This window comes from Streptomyces sp. NPDC005374 (assembly GCF_042872225.1).
GTDB lineage: Bacteria > Actinomycetota > Actinomycetes > Streptomycetales > Streptomycetaceae > Streptomyces.
In genome coordinates, this window is sequence record NZ_JBIAKA010000020.1 from 135,118 (window position 1) to 149,233 (window position 14,116).

The window sequence follows — 14,116 nt, forward strand, 5'->3', positions numbered from 1 at the left end:
ACGGTCGCCGACTGCGTGTGCGTGGCTACCGCCGTAGGGCGTCCAGGGGTTCGGTGCGGGCCGCCCGCAGGGCGGGGTAGAGACCCGCCAGCAGGCCGACGCCGGCGCCGATCGCGGGAGCGGGAAGGACGGTGGCGGGCTGGAGGATGGCCGTCCAGTGCTCGGCGAGCGCCGTGGACAGGACGGCGAGCACCCCGAGGCTGGTGCCGATCAGACCGCCGAGAGCGCCCAACGCGGTGGATTCGGCCAGGAACTGGGCGGCGATGTGGCGGGGCCGGGCGCCCAGGGCGCGGCGCAGGCCGATCTCGCCGGTGCGTTCCATGACGGCGACCAGGGTGGTGTTGGCGATGCCGACGGCACCGACTGTGAGGCAGATGGCAGCCAGCAGGAGGAAGAGTCCGGACAGGTCCGTGTTGACCTGGTCGCGCAGGGTCCGGGGGTCGGGTGGGGGGACGGCCTGGAGGAGGCTGGGCTGGTCGGGGCGCAGCGCGAGCGGGGCTTGGTCGGCGGTCAGGCCTGCGGCCCCGATACGGGTGTGGATGAGGGCCTGGGCTCCGGGGGCGTCCGGGGGGCCGTAGTCGGCAAGGGCGGTGCTGGTGGGGATGATGATGCCGAGAAGGAACTGGGGGAGTTGCTGGATGTCGCTGATGGTGCCGACGACGGCGTAGGGGTGGTCGTCGATGAAGACGACGGGCTGGTCATTCAGGCGGGTGATGCCGAGTTGGCGGGCTGCGGCGGTGCCGAGGATGCACACGCGCTCACCGCGGGCCTGGTGAAAGGCGTTGTACAACTCGCCTTGCTCGACGGTTGGTTGGGCGGCGGCGAGGGCGCCCGGGGAGGCCGCGTAAACGGGGAGGCCGGTGTCCTCGGTGCCCTGGACGGACGAGTCGGGGGTGGTGGCGATGGTGGGGCTGCGCAGCGGGGCCGTCCACCAGACGCCGCCGGCGATCACTCCGTTCAGCTGCTTCAGCCGGGCATCGGCCTGGGCGGGGAAGTCCATGGTGTTGGTGGTGGCGGTGCCGGCGCCGGCGTCGTTGATGGTGACGGTGGTGTCGCGCAGCAGGTTGAAGGAGTGGCTGATCTGTCCGGTCGCGGTCGTGGTCAGGCCGAGGACCGCGACGAAGGCGCCCACGCCCAGGACAGTGCCGAGCATGGTGAGCAGGGAGCGCCCCGGGCGCTGGGCGAGTCCGGCCAGGGATTCGGTGACAAGGTCGGGCAGGGTCAGTCTGGTGGGCGGCAGCTGCTGACGGTGCCGGCGACGCAGGAATTTCACGGTGGACTCGCGGTCGTCGTGGGTGGTGTGGTGGTGAGATGGCCGTCACGGATGGTGACGCGCCGGTGGGCACGTTCGGCTACGGCGGGGTCGTGGGTGATGACCACGAGGGTGGTGCCGTCCCGGTTCAGGGCCTCCAGCAGGTCCAGCACGTGTGCCGCGGTGACGGTGTCGAGGTTGCCGGTGGGTTCGTCGCACAGGAGCAGACCGGGGTTGCCGGCCAGGGCGCGCGCGATGGCTGTGCGTTGGCGCTCTCCTCCGGACAGGGTGCTGGGCAGAGCGTGCTGCCGGTGTGTCAGGCCGACGCGGGCGATTGCCCGGACGGCCTGCTCGCGGCGCCGGCGCCGGTCACGGGTGGTGTAGGTCTGGGCGAGGGCGACGTTTTCCAGCACACTGCGGTGCGACAGCAGGTGGAAGGCCTGGAACACGAATCCGATGCGCCGCCCGCGCAACGAGGTGCGCTCCCGCTCCCCCATCGCGGTGGTGTCGGCCCCGTCCAGCAGGAGTCGGCCTGCGCTGGGCCGGTCCATCAGCCCGATCAGGTTCAGCAGGGTGGACTTCCCGGAGCCTGAGGGGCCGACGATCGCTGTGTACTGGCCCGGGTCGATGTCGAGGTCCGTGGCGTGCAGGGCACGCACCGGTACGGCGCCGGGAAAGGTGCGCTCTGCCCCTTCCAGGCGTACCCGGGCACCCGCTTCCCGTGCGGCGTGGGCAGTGCCTGCGGGCGCCACGCCCTGGCCGGCAGCGGTCATTGTCCGACCACGACCTTGTCCCCTGGCTGCAGGCTGCCGTTCAGCGGGACGACCGCGACCAGCCCTCCGGCGGAGACTCCCGCCCGGACGATGACGATGCGCTGCGCGCCGGAGGCAGCGACGACCGTCAATCGGGTCCTGGTGTCCGCCCCCGAGCTGAGCGCGGCCTCGGGCACCGCCAGCACCGCGGTGTCCGTGGAGGCGGCCGTGATCGTGAGGCGGACGTTCTGGCCGGCGAACCGAGTCGGCCAGCTGCCTGACTTCGGGTGCACACTCAGCGGCAGGTAGGCGCCTCCCGTAGCACTCCCGTCGGCGGCGTCCGTGTCCTGGCCCTTTTGACCTGGGGCCGTCAACGTGCCTACGGAGTCGACCACCGCAGCCACCTGCATGCCCGTGGTCTCGGAGAGCACGCTCACCGCCATGCCGTGTTTGACCAGGTCCGCGTCCGACGGGTCGAGCCGGCCCTGCAACTGCATGCCTCCACGGGCCAGTGTGATCACCGGGCCCTTGACCGTGTCCCCGACCGCCACCGGCACCGAGACCACCCGGGCGGGCAGCGCGGGCACAAGGACCACCTCGGACATCGGCAGCATCGGCTCCTGCACCACCGCGGACTGCGCGCCCGACGAAGACCGCTCGGTGACCGGCGCGTCGGCCGGTGCGGACGCGGTGGCCGCACCCGTATCCCCGCTGACGGCAGCGGTCACGGGGACCGCGTACCCCATGGCCCTGTACAGGCGTTGCACCGCCCGGCCTGTCGCGGCGTCGAACGTGCCGGTGACGAGACCGCTGGAAGCGAAGCCGAGCGCCACCAGGGATCGCTGGAACTGGTACACGTCCTTGCCGGACAGGCCCGGCACGAGGTCTCGGTACATCGGCACCTGCCCCGGCAGTGCGAAGACCGGCCGCCCCGAGTACTCGATCAGCGGCCGCGCCGCGCGCACTTCGTCGCCCGCACGCACAAAGACACCCGTGACGACCAGGGCTGACGCTCCGGCACCTGACGGTTGCCCCTGCTCCGCGGCCACCGAGGTCGGCTGGGCCGTCACGGTTCGGCCGTCTCCGAACGTGCCGCGCAGCACGATCGTGCTCGCCAGCACCTGCCGCACCACCGAAGCCGTGATCACCGACGGCGGCGGCGGGGACGTATCCGCCGCCGCCTGCGCCGGGGACCGCACGAAATGCGCACCGACCAGACCCCCGGCCGACACCAGCCCCGCCCCCACAGCGACGGCCAGCACGAAACGGCGACGGCGGGGAGCCTGATCACGCGGCAGACCTTCACCCTCCGCGGCGACCGCCTGCCGTTCCTGAACCACCATCAAAGACCGCCAAACACAGAAAAGAACGAGACGACGGGTCCCGGCGCACCATGCGCCGGGACCCGGAACGAAAGGAATCCGGCCGCGCTCAGCCCGCGACCGAGGCCGCGGCCTTCACTACCGCGTTGATGTTTTTTCGCAGCGTGTCCAGGGCCAGATTGTTCTGCTCGATCTGCTGCTGCTGGATGACCGACTCCGCGTCGAACCAGACCTTCGCCAGATTCGTCTTCGCCTTGCATCCCACGTCTGCCGTCGCGACCTGGATCTCCTGGGCATTCGGCGAGGGGCTGCTGCTGGAAGGTGCCAGGGAATTCGCATGGAACGGCGAATCGACCGAGTACCCCTTGCCTGCCATACATGCGGACCAGGCCTTGATCACCGCCTGCACCTGCGGCTCCGCCTGAGCTCGCGGCAGGCTCTGCATATCGAGCACGCCGGGAAGCGACGTGTCGAAATTCGCGTGCAACCTCGTCATGGCCTGACCCATGCATCCGCCCGCCGGTACGGTCTTCCCGTTGACCTGCCGCGCCGCGGCGCTCGGCGCGGCACCCGGCCGACCGGCCTCCGGACCGACGAGAGCCAACTGCTCGGCCGACGACATCGGCGCCTGCGACGGTGGGGGCGCGCCGTTGATGATCCCGGGCACGTGATAGCCGTAGGTACGAGCCAGGGCCGGATCCATCACGCCGTACCGGCGCGCCATGTCCGCCTCGTCGTACGCGGTCGACGGAATCGACACGGGCATCGCCACCGTGAAGCCGAGCCGTGCCATACAGCTCTGTGCCAGGTGCCACTTCGCCTGGGAGATCGCGTGCCGTTCCGGATAGGTCTCCATGTACGCCTCCAGCGGCAGCACCAGCCCCGCCGACAAGCCCCCTGGAGACGCACTCGGCACCGGAACGCCCGAAGTCGAGGTGGAGGGCGCGTCCGCCGCAGCCGCCCCCGCGGGCTTTGCCCCAGCCGTGGACGAACCCCCACCGGAGCAGCCCGCGAGCACCGCCACCGATACCGCCACGAGAGCCACACGCAGGCGCGCGGCCCGCGCGGACTCCGGAAGGGAAAATCTCACCGTGATCAGTTCCACATGGTCTGCGAAGCGTTCTCATTCTTGAGGGTGGAGTTGAAGTTTCCCCAGTTGGGATTCCATCCTCCCCCGTACGGGGTTCCGGGCGCGATCGTCTCCACCGGGCCGGAGTAGCCGCTGTTGTACCAGACGTTGAACGAGTAGGTGACGCCATTGTTCCCGTAGGAAGCGGCGTTGTTCTTCACCGGCGTGCCGTATCCGGCATCACCTTGATCTGAGAACTGCGATCCCGCAAAAACGTAGAGATTGGGGCTGGAGTAGTTGTATACATTCCCCCCAAAAGTGGCCTCGGCGTTTTCCTGGTTCGAGTTGTAGAACAGGGAGAGAGAATTCGAGTTGGTCAACTGGCTGGTATTGCCGCCGTAGACGGTTGCGGCGTTGGCGGAGAAAGCGGCCCCCGCCACGAGAAACACCGACAACGCGCCGACGACCAACGACCGAGATACAGCCTTTCGGGACACTTCCGCCTCCACCTTTGTGGCCGATCACCAGGAACTCTGCGCGACCGGACAGATGCTACGGACGGCCTGAAGCCGTCGGCTTCGAGAGCTTTCCGTCCAGTCAACCGCTGGCAAAGCGATCTTCAGCCACCCACCAGCAAACGGCGGGGGCGGCCTGTCGGCGACCTCGGGGGTGAACCATTTTTACCCGATTCATCTCGGGCAGGCGGCGGCTCACGCTCCCCAGAAGCTTGAGCCTGACTTTGCCGAACTTCCAGTGAAAGCACGAAAAATGCGGACCCTCCTCACCCGCACCGCCAACTGATCGACGGGGTCGCTCACGACAACGGCCCCGGTGCCGTACCTCGCACCGGGGCCGTGGATCAGCGGAGCGTCAGGCCTTCCACTTCTCCCACGACATGTTCCAGCCGTTGAGGCCGTTGTCCGGGGCGACCGTCGCGTCGTCGGAGTTCTTCACGACCACCACGTCGCCGAGCAGCGAGTGGTTGAAGAACCACGCGGCCGGGACGCCGCTGTCGTAGCCGCCCTTGACGTCACGCAGGCCGACGCAGCCGTGGCTGGCGTTGTAGTTGCCGAAGGCGTCGCCGCCCCAGTAGTTGCCGTGGATGAAGGTGCCGGAGTCGGTGAGGCGCTCGGCGTGCGGGACGTCCTTGATGTCGTACTCGCCGCCGTAGCCGACGGTCTCGCCGTTCATGCGGGTCACCGCGAGCTTCTCGCTGATGACCATCTGGCCGTTCCAGGTGTCGTAGCCGGGCTTGCCGGTGGTGACCGCGATCGTCTTGATGGTCTTGCCGTCCTGGGTGACCTTCATCGTGTGCTTCTTGGCGTCCACGACGGAGACCTGGTTGCGGCCGACGGTGAAGGAGACGGTCTTGTCCTGCTTGCCGTAGACGCCGGAACGGCCCTCGACACCGTCGAGGTTGAGGTCGACGGTGACCTTGGTGCCTTCCTTCCAGTACTGCTCGGGACGGAAGTCCAGGCGGTCGTTGCCGAACCAGTGGCCCTCGACGTCGACGGCCGGCGAGGTCTTGACCGTGATGGCCTTCTCGACGTCCGCGGGGCTGGTGATGCCCCGGGTGAAGCGGATGGAGAACGGCATCCCGACGCCGACCGTCGAGCCGTCCTCGGGCGTGAAGGTACCGGTGAAGGTGTTCTTCGGGGTCAGGGTGGTGAAGCTGGAGTCCTCGGCGGCCGTACGGCCCTCGGTGTCCTTGGCGACCGCGTGCACCACGTACTTGGTGCCGGAGGCGAGATGGGCGGACGGCGTCCAGGAGGCACCGTCCGCGGCTATCTCCCCGGCCACCGCGGCGCCCTTGGCGTCCTTCACCTCGACCTCGGTCAGCTTGCCCTTGGTGGCGCCGACCTTGAGGGCACCGCTGGTGTCGACGGACGTCGCGCCGTCCTTCGGGGCGATGGAGACGACCGCCTCCGACTGCTTGGTCTCGGCGGCGGAAGCGTCGCCCTTTTCTGCCTTGGCGTCACCGGAACCAGACCCGGAATTGCCGCCTCCACATGCGGTGACGGCCAGCAGCAGAACGCCGAGTATCAGCGCCAACAGCCCCCTGGTACCGCGCTTTCGCGCGTCAACCGACGCCCCCGATATCGGTCGCACGTTCACGTCGTTCTCCCCTCGAAGGGCCTGGTCAGGCCCGCTCCCCCGCATGATCTACGCACGCGTTGGCGAATATTAACCGGAGAGTTTTGAGCATCGTGTGAGCCCAAGGTCACCATTCAGTCCCAACTTCAACGGAAAGTTGGACCCACCCACCCCCCTCCCGATTACTTCCCCGCACCACCCGCCTTCCATTGCTTCCAGCTCATGTTCCAGCCCCCGAGGCCGTTGTCGGGAGCGACCTGCTTGTCATGGCTGCCGACGACCTCGACGACATCACCGATGAGACTGCGGTCGAAGAACCAGCCCGCGGGCGTGTCCGAGCTGCCGCCCTTCACGTCCCTGAGGCCGACACAGCCGTGGCTGACATTGACCCTGCCGGGGGCGTCGGGCGCCCAGTAGTTGCCGTGCACGAAGGTGCCGGAGTCGGTCAGACGCAGGGCGTGCGGGACGTCCGGGATGTCGTACTCGCCGCCGAACCCGACCGTGCGGCTGTTCATGCGGGTCACTTCGAGCATCTCGGTGACGACCATCTTGCCGTTGTACGTCGTCGTTTTCGGGGCGCCGGCGGTGATCGGCACGGTGGCCAGCAGCTCGCCGTCCCGCCGGACCTGCATGGTGTGTTCCGTGGCGTCCACGAGGGAGACCTGGCTGCGGCCGACGGTGAAGGAGAAGGTCTTGTACTGCAGGCCGTAGACGCGGGGCGCCCCTTCGACGTCACGGAGTCGGAGCGCGACCGTCACGCGCGTGCCGGGCTGCCAGTAGTGCTCGGGGCGGAAGTCGAGGCGGCCGTCGCCGAACCAGTGGGGACGGATCTCGACGGGCGGCTTCGAGGTGACGTGTACGGCGCGTTCGACGGCGGCACGATCCTCGATCTCCCGGTTGAACTCCAGCGAGACGATCATTCCGGTGCCGACGGTGGAGCGGTTCTCCGGGGTGACATAGCCGATGAAGCGCTCGTCGGGGACGTAGGTGGTGAAGGTGGTGTGCCGGGCCGAGCGGCGCCCGTGGCCGTCGAGGGCGACCGCGTCGACCGTGTACTCGGCGGCCAGCGCGAGCCGTGCCTCGTCGGGTTCCCAGCGCAGGCCGTCGTCGGAGATGCGCCCGGGCACCGGGGAGTCCTGCGCGTCCTGGGACTTGACGACGGTGACCGACTCCAGGCGCCCGCTGGGCACCCGGACCCGCAGTTTCCCTTCGGGCGGTACGCCCTTGGTGCCGTCGTCGGGGGCGACCCGGATGACGTCCTCGGGCGCGGGGGGTTTCCCGAACCCCCCGACACCGCCGATCCCCCCGCCCCCGTCCGACGTACAGCCGGCGGCCCCGGCCAGCAGTCCTGCCCATGTCAGTACGGCGGCCAGTGCGGCCCCCGCGCGCCGAGCGCGCCCGTGTCGGTGTCTCACACTCACCCCAACGACGGTGCCCACCTGGGAGAAACGTGAGTCCGAGAACCAGGCCGACGGCCCATTTCAGCTGACGTGGTCTGCACCCACCAGGGGCGCGGGGAACTGCGCGACCAGCCCCCACGATCCGCAGCCGCCCCACAACCGAACCCGGCACATCCTCGGGCGCCCGGCCCAACCCGGCGGAGCGAACCCGTGAGTGCGAGGCAAGCGCTGGGCAGAACAGTGGGGAGAACGACGCGAGGGGGTGTCGCGGCCGGGACGCCGTGCGCCCTTTTCCGCGTTGCTCCATGAGCCGTGGGAGGCCGACCGGTGTCCAGCGCAGCCGAGCAGGAGGCGGTGACGGAAGCCGCCGAGGAGCGCCCCGCCGCGCTGGTGAACGGCGCGCGGCGGGGTGCGCCCCCCGTGCCTGTGTGGCCCGGTGCTCCGACACCGCTGGGCGCCCGGTTCCGGGTCGGTCCGGACGGCGTGGCGGGGACCAACTTCGCGCTGTGGGCGGGCGGGGCCGAGGCGGTCGAGCTGTGCCTGTTCGACGCGGACGGCAAGGAGACCCGGGCCCGGCTGAGCGAGCTCACGCACGAGATCTGGCACGGCTTCGTGCCCGGCGTCATGCCCGGCCAGCGGTACGGCTACCGGGTGCACGGCCGCTGGGACCCGTGGACCGGCTGCCGCTGGAACCCGGCGAAGCTGCTCCTGGACCCGTACGCCCGCGCGGTGGACGGCGACTTCGGCCTGCCGCCCGAGGTGTACGGCCATGTCCGCGACTGGCCCCAGCAGCAGGTCGCGGACACCGTGCGCGACGACCGGGACTCGGCGCCGTACGTCCCGAAGGGCGTGGTCGTCCACGATGACGACGACTGGGCGGACGACCGCCGCCCGAAGACACCGTGGGCGGACTCCGTCATCTACGAGCTGCACGTCCGCGGCTTCACCCGGCTGCACCCCGAGATCCCCGAGGAACTCCGGGGCACGTACGCCGGGCTGGCGCACCCGGCCGCGATCGAGCACCTGGTGAAACTCGGCGTCACGGCCGTGGAGCTGCTCCCCGTCCACCAGTTCGCGCACGAGGACCATCTGCTGCGGCGCGGCCTGAAGAACTACTGGGGCTACAACTCCATCGGCTACTTCGCGCCGCACGCGGCCTACGCCGCCTCCGGTACGACGGGCCAGCAGGTCGGCGAGTTCAAGCGGATGGTCCGCGCGCTGCACGCCGCCGGGATCGAGGTCATCCTCGACGTCGTCTACAACCACACGGCGGAGGCGGGCGAGCTGGGCCCCACGCTGTCGCTGAAGGGCATCGACAACCGGGGTTACTACCGGCTCCAGTCGGATGCGCGGAGGTACGCCGACTACACCGGCTGCGGCAACACCCTGCACGTGGTGCAGCCACATGTGCTCCGGCTGATCACCGACTCCCTGCGCTACTGGGTGACGGAGATGGGCGTCGACGGCTTCCGCTTCGACCTGGCCGCCGCGCTGGCCCGCTCGATGCACGACGTCGACATGCTGTCCCCGTTCCTCGCGGTCATCGCACAGGACCCGGTGCTGCGGCGCGTGAAGCTGATCGCCGAGCCGTGGGACGTGGGCTCCGGGGGCTACCAGGTGGGCGCCTTCCCTCCCCTGTGGACGGAGTGGAACGACCGCTACCGCAACGCCGTACGCGACTTCTGGCGGGGCGCCCTCCCGGACGTACGGGATCTCGGCTACCGCCTCTCCGGCTCCAGCGACCTGTACGCGTGGGGCGGGCGGCGGCCGTACGCGTCGGTCAACTTCATCACCGCGCACGACGGTTTCACCCTGCGCGACCTGGTGTCCTACGAACGCAAGCACAACGAGGCGAACGGCGAGGGCAACCGGGACGGCACGGACGACAACCGGGCGTGGAACTGCGGGACGGAGGGGGAGACGGACGACGAGCGCGTACGGGCGCTCAGGCGACGGCAGTTGCGGAACCTGCTCACCACGCTGCTGCTGTCGACGGGCGTGCCGATGCTGGTCGCCGGTGACGAACTCGGCCGCACCCAGCGCGGCAGCAACAACGCCTACTGCCAGGACAACGAGATCAGCTGGCTGGACTGGGGTCTGCTCGAACAGCCCGGCTGGAAGGCCCTGTTCGAGCTGACCTCCCGGCTGATCGCCCTGCGCCACCGGCACCCGGTGCTGCGCCGCCGCGCCTTCTTCTCCGGGCGGGCGGACTCGGTGGACGGCATCCGCGACCTCGCCTGGTTCACGGCCCGCGGCACGGAGATGACGGAACGGGACTGGTACGCGCCCGCCGCCACCCTCGGCATGTATCTGTCGGGGCGGGACATCCCCGGCCGGGACGAGCGCGGGGTGCCGATCGTCGACGACAGCTTCCTGGCCGTCCTGCACGCCGGCGACCGTCCGGCGGCCTTCCTGCTGCCGGGGCCGCCGTGGGCGGAGCGGTACGAGGTGGTGGTCGACACGTCGAGCGAGGAACAGTCGGAGGCGCCGGGGGTGGTGCACCGGGCGGGGACGTCGATCACGGTTCCGGCGCGGGCGGTGCTGTTGCTGAGGGTGGTCGGCTGAGGGGGCACCGGTCCCTGGACACCCGCTGCGTCGCGCCTAGCCGAGGATCCCCCGCTGGTATCCGGTCGCGACCGCCGCCGCGCGGTCGTTGACGCCCAACTTGGCGTACAGGTGGGTGAGATGGGTCTTCACGGTGGCCTCGCTGATGAACAGCTCACGGGCGATCTCGCGGTTGGAGGTGCCCTTGGCGACCAGGGCCAGCACCTCGCGCTCCCGGGCGGAAAGGGGTTCCCCCGGCGGGGACTTGGGGGCACGGACCGCGGAGACCAGACGGGAGGCGACCGCCGGGGACAGGACCGTACGGCCCTCCGCCGCCGCCCGTACCCCGGTGAACAGCTCGTCGCGCGGGGCGTCCTTGAGCAGGTAGCCGGTCGCGCCCGCCTCGATCGCCGGCAGCGTGTCGGAGTCGGTGTCGTACGTCGTCAGGACGAGCACCTTCGCGCGGGCGGAGCGGCGGGTCAGCTCCCGGATGGCGTCGACCCCGCCGCCGCCCGGCATGCGCAGGTCCATGAGGATCACGTCGGGGTCGAGCGCGGTGGCCCGCTCGACCGCCTCGACACCGTCGGACGCCTCACCGAGCACGGTGAAGCCGGGCGCCGACTCGAACATGCCGCGCAGACCGTCCCGTACGACGGGATGGTCGTCGACGATCAGCAGGGAGATCGGCACGGGGAGCGGCATGGGGAGCGGCACGTCACTGGTCATGGCGGACCAACGGTACGCGAGCCGACAGGGCGGTGCCGTGGCCCGGTTCGGTCTCCACGGTGAGGGAGCCCGCGATGCGTTCGGCGCGGGCGCGCATGCCGTCGAGGCCGAAGCCGCCGCCGCGGGTGCGGGGCGCGAGGGCGAGGGGGTCGAAGCCGACGCCGTCGTCGCGGATGTCGAGGATGACCTCGTCGCCCAGGAAGGTCAGGGTGACGCCGACGCGGCCTGCTCGGGCGTGCCGGGCGGCGTTCGAGAGGGCTTCCTGGGCGATGCGCAGGAGCGTCGCGGAGACCTCGTCGTGGAGTTGCTGCGCGATGCCGGTGACCGTGAACTCGGCGCGTACGCCGGTGCGTTCGCCCCAGTCGGCGACCGTCTGCTTGAGGGCCTCGGGAAGTCCGGCGTCGGCCAGTGCGACCGGGGCGAGGTTGTGGACCGAGCGACGGGCCTCGCCGAGGCTGTGCCGGGCCAGGTCCATGGCCCGGTGCGCGTGCTCACGGGCCAGCACCTCGTCGGGCGTGTTCGCGACGACCTGGAGCTGGGCGATGATCCCGGTCAGGCCCTGGGCGAGGGTGTCGTGGATCTCGGCGGCGAGCCGGCGGCGCTCGTCGGCGACCCCGGCTTCCCGTGCCTGGACGAGGAGTTGGGCGTGAAGGGCGGCGTTCTCGTCGAGCGCCTGCTGCAGCGCGTCGATGGTCTCGGCACGGTCGCGGGAGCGCTGCTCCTCCTGTTCGGTGATGTGGGCGACGACCGCCTGAAGGCCGAAGTTGACGACGAGGAGGCCGGCGAACCCGAGCCACTCGCCCGTGCCGCGTGCCGGCAGTCCGCCGAGCTGGGCGCCCGCCACCGTGACCGCGCTCGCGAACAGTCCGAGCCGTCGCCACATGCCCGGGATCAGCTCGTCCGCGTCCATGTAGCCGGTGGCGGCGTAGAACGCGAAGAACGGATTGATCCAGGTGAGGGCGAAGGCGATGGCCCAGCGCACGGCGTAGTACGCCGTCCCGGCCCGGGAGGGCGTGCGGCCGCGGTCGGCACGGCGGTGCCGGGTGCCGTGCCACCACGTCTGGAGCACGAGCGCGGCGACGACCAGGCCCGCTGCGGCGTACCACTCCTCGGGGCCCCGCTGCAGCTCCGCGGAACCGACGGCGAGGACAGCACCGATGCCGAGCAGCGCGTACGGCCCCCAGATGTGCAGCTGTTCCAGGCGCCGCTCGATCTGTGTGTCCGCCACGGTCATGTCCCCAGTCTGCACGGCCCCTCCCCTACTCCCAGCGGAACCAGCGCGACGCGGCGGCCGTCAGCAGCACCGTCCAGAGGACGAGGACGCCCAGGTGGGTCCAGCCCGGCCAGTGGCCGGCCGCGGCCCGGTTCAGGGCCTCGGCGGCCGCGCCGAACGGGGTCCAGCCGACGATCCGGGCGAGGAGGTGCGGCATGGTCTGCACCGGCGCCCACACGCCCGCGCAGAACATCGACGGGAAGAACACGGCGGACCCGATGGCACCGGCGATCTTCGTGGTCCGGGACAGGGCGGAGATCACCGCGCCGAGCGCGAGGGCGGCCAGGACGGCGAGGACCAGGGCGAGCAGGTATCCGGGGAGTTGCTCGGGCAGTCGTACGTCGAAGGCGAACCGGCCGACGGCGAGGGCGAGCAGCGCGGACGCCAGGGCGGCACCGCCGTAGACGGTCATCTGCGCGGAGAGCAGCGCTGAGGGCCGGACCGGGGTGGTGGCCATGCGGCGCAGGATGCCGCGTTCGCGGTAGCCGGTGAGGGTCTGCGGCATGGACTGGAGCCCGCCCACGATCATGCCGAGGAGCACGGCGACGGGGACGTAGACGTCGATGGTCCTGAGGCCGCCGAGGTCGGCGTCGTGGTTCCGGAAGGATGGGATCGAGCCGAGGATCACCAGCAGCAATGTCGGGAACAGCAGGATCCAGAACAGGGCGCCGGGTTCGCGGCGGAAGAGACGGATCTCGGTCCTCAGTACGGCGGTGTTCATGCCGAGGCCTCCTGGGTCAGGTCGAGGAAGGCGTCGTCGAGGGTGGCGTCGACGACCCGGAGCTGGTGGGCGGTGACATGGCGGCGGGCGAGCAGGGTGATCACGGCGTTCACGGTCTCGTCGGTGCCGGACAGGGTGAGGTGGCCGTCCCGGTCCTCGACGGAGGCGAGCGCGGGCAGGGCGTTGAGCTCGTGCGCGTCGAGCGGGGCGGACGGGGTGAAGCTGATGACGGTGCCGCCCGCCGAGCGCCGGATGAGCCCCGCCGGGCTGTCCAGGGCGGCGATCCGGCCCTTGTCGATGACGGCGATCCGGTCGCAGAGCCGTTGCGCCTCCTCCATGAAGTGCGTGACGAGCAGGACGGTGACGCCGTTCGCGCGGACGTCCTCGATGAGCTCCCAGGTGTCACGGCGGGCGCGCGGGTCGAGACCGGTGGTCAGTTCGTCCAGTACGACGACCCGGGGGTTGCCGACCAGGGCCAGCGCGATGAACAGGCGCTGTTTCTGGCCACCGGAGAGCTTGCCGAACCGGGTGCCGAGCCTCTGGGCCAGCCCGAGCCGCTCGGCCAGGGGCCGCCAGTCGACGGGCTGGTCGTGGAACGCGGTGTACAGCTCCAGGGCCTCACGGACGGTGAGCTTGGCCTGGAGTTCGCTCTCCTGGAGCTGGGCGCCCAAAACGCGGGCCACACGCGCGTGGTCGGCGACGGGGTCGAAGCCTGTGACCCGGACCCGGCCCGCGTCCGGGACCCGCAGGCCCTCCACGCACTCGACGGTGGTGGTCTTGCCGGCGCCGTTCGGGCCGAGGATCCCGAAGATCTCGCCCTCCTCGACGGTGAAGGAGATCCCGTCGACGACGCTCCGGCCGCCGTAGGACTTTCGCAGTTCGCTGACTTCGATGACGGACATGGCATCAGCGTCCCGGCGCGGGGCCCGCCGCCGCATCGCCCGTCACGCTCGACCCGGCATC

At 70.5% G+C, this 14,116-nt stretch carries 12 protein-coding genes; 1 reads left to right on the forward strand and 11 read right to left on the reverse strand.

The genetic code is table 11. The annotated features are described in order from the left end of the window. Positions 1–25 precede the first annotated feature (25 nt). The 7 genes from ACFYRX_RS38785 to ACFYRX_RS38815 form a co-directional block, all read right to left on the reverse strand. The gene (locus tag ACFYRX_RS38785) at positions 26–1,273 is read right to left on the reverse strand and encodes an ABC transporter permease (protein ID WP_389110687.1); all 1,248 of its coding nucleotides are present in this window, start codon (positions 1,271–1,273) and stop codon (positions 26–28) included. Continuing rightward, on the reverse strand, positions 1,270–2,025 hold the full coding sequence (locus ACFYRX_RS38790) for an ABC transporter ATP-binding protein (RefSeq protein WP_389110690.1): 756 nt from the start codon (positions 2,023–2,025) through the stop codon (positions 1,270–1,272). Before ACFYRX_RS38790 ends, ACFYRX_RS38785 begins: the two co-directional genes overlap by 4 nt. Continuing rightward, a complete protein-coding gene (locus ACFYRX_RS38795; RefSeq protein WP_389110693.1) occupies positions 2,022–3,347 on the reverse strand; it encodes a peptidoglycan-binding protein in 1,326 nt (441 codons plus the stop codon). Before ACFYRX_RS38795 ends, ACFYRX_RS38790 begins: the two co-directional genes overlap by 4 nt. 88 nt (positions 3,348–3,435) lie before the next feature. Continuing rightward, positions 3,436–4,182: a hypothetical protein gene (locus ACFYRX_RS38800; protein ID WP_389110696.1), complete on the reverse strand. Its 747-nt coding sequence runs from the start codon at positions 4,180–4,182 to the stop codon at positions 3,436–3,438. Positions 4,183–4,421: 239 nt separating this feature from the next. Then, positions 4,422–4,892 carry a hypothetical protein gene (locus tag ACFYRX_RS38805; protein ID WP_389110698.1) on the reverse strand — a complete coding sequence of 157 codons (471 nt, stop codon included), beginning with the start codon at positions 4,890–4,892 and terminating at the stop codon, positions 4,422–4,424. A 373-nt stretch (positions 4,893–5,265) separates the two neighbouring features. After that, on the reverse strand, positions 5,266–6,510 hold the full coding sequence (locus ACFYRX_RS38810) for an Ig-like domain-containing protein (protein WP_389110701.1): 1,245 nt from the start codon (positions 6,508–6,510) through the stop codon (positions 5,266–5,268). A gap of 161 nt (positions 6,511–6,671) precedes the next feature. After that, positions 6,672–7,904 carry an Ig-like domain-containing protein gene (locus ACFYRX_RS38815; protein WP_389110856.1) on the reverse strand — a complete coding sequence of 411 codons (1,233 nt, stop codon included), beginning with the start codon at positions 7,902–7,904 and terminating at the stop codon, positions 6,672–6,674. A gap of 312 nt (positions 7,905–8,216) precedes the next feature. Here ACFYRX_RS38815 and glgX point away from each other — a divergent pair, with 312 nt between their 5' ends. Then, the gene (gene glgX, locus ACFYRX_RS38820; protein WP_389110704.1) at positions 8,217–10,454 is read left to right on the forward strand and encodes a glycogen debranching protein GlgX; all 2,238 of its coding nucleotides are present in this window, start codon (positions 8,217–8,219) and stop codon (positions 10,452–10,454) included. Between the two features lie 36 nt (positions 10,455–10,490). On the opposite strand, the gene ACFYRX_RS38825 is transcribed toward glgX, so the two are convergent. Genes ACFYRX_RS38825 through ACFYRX_RS38840 form a run of 4 tightly spaced genes read right to left on the reverse strand, consistent with a single transcriptional unit; the run spans position 10,491 to position 14,055 of the window. Beyond that, positions 10,491–11,159, reverse strand: a complete 669-nt coding sequence (locus ACFYRX_RS38825; RefSeq protein WP_389110706.1) for a response regulator — start codon at positions 11,157–11,159, stop codon at positions 10,491–10,493. After that, the gene (locus ACFYRX_RS38830) at positions 11,149–12,393 is read right to left on the reverse strand and encodes a sensor histidine kinase (RefSeq protein ID WP_389110709.1); all 1,245 of its coding nucleotides are present in this window, start codon (positions 12,391–12,393) and stop codon (positions 11,149–11,151) included. Before ACFYRX_RS38830 ends, ACFYRX_RS38825 begins: the two co-directional genes overlap by 11 nt. Before the next feature lie 25 nt (positions 12,394–12,418). Beyond that, the gene (locus tag ACFYRX_RS38835) at positions 12,419–13,153 is read right to left on the reverse strand and encodes an ABC transporter permease (protein ID WP_389110711.1); all 735 of its coding nucleotides are present in this window, start codon (positions 13,151–13,153) and stop codon (positions 12,419–12,421) included. Beyond that, positions 13,150–14,055, reverse strand: coding sequence for an ATP-binding cassette domain-containing protein (locus ACFYRX_RS38840; RefSeq protein WP_389110714.1), 906 nt, complete (start codon positions 14,053–14,055; stop codon positions 13,150–13,152). The genes ACFYRX_RS38835 and ACFYRX_RS38840 overlap by 4 nt, the downstream gene beginning before the upstream one ends. Positions 14,056–14,116 lie beyond the last annotated feature (61 nt).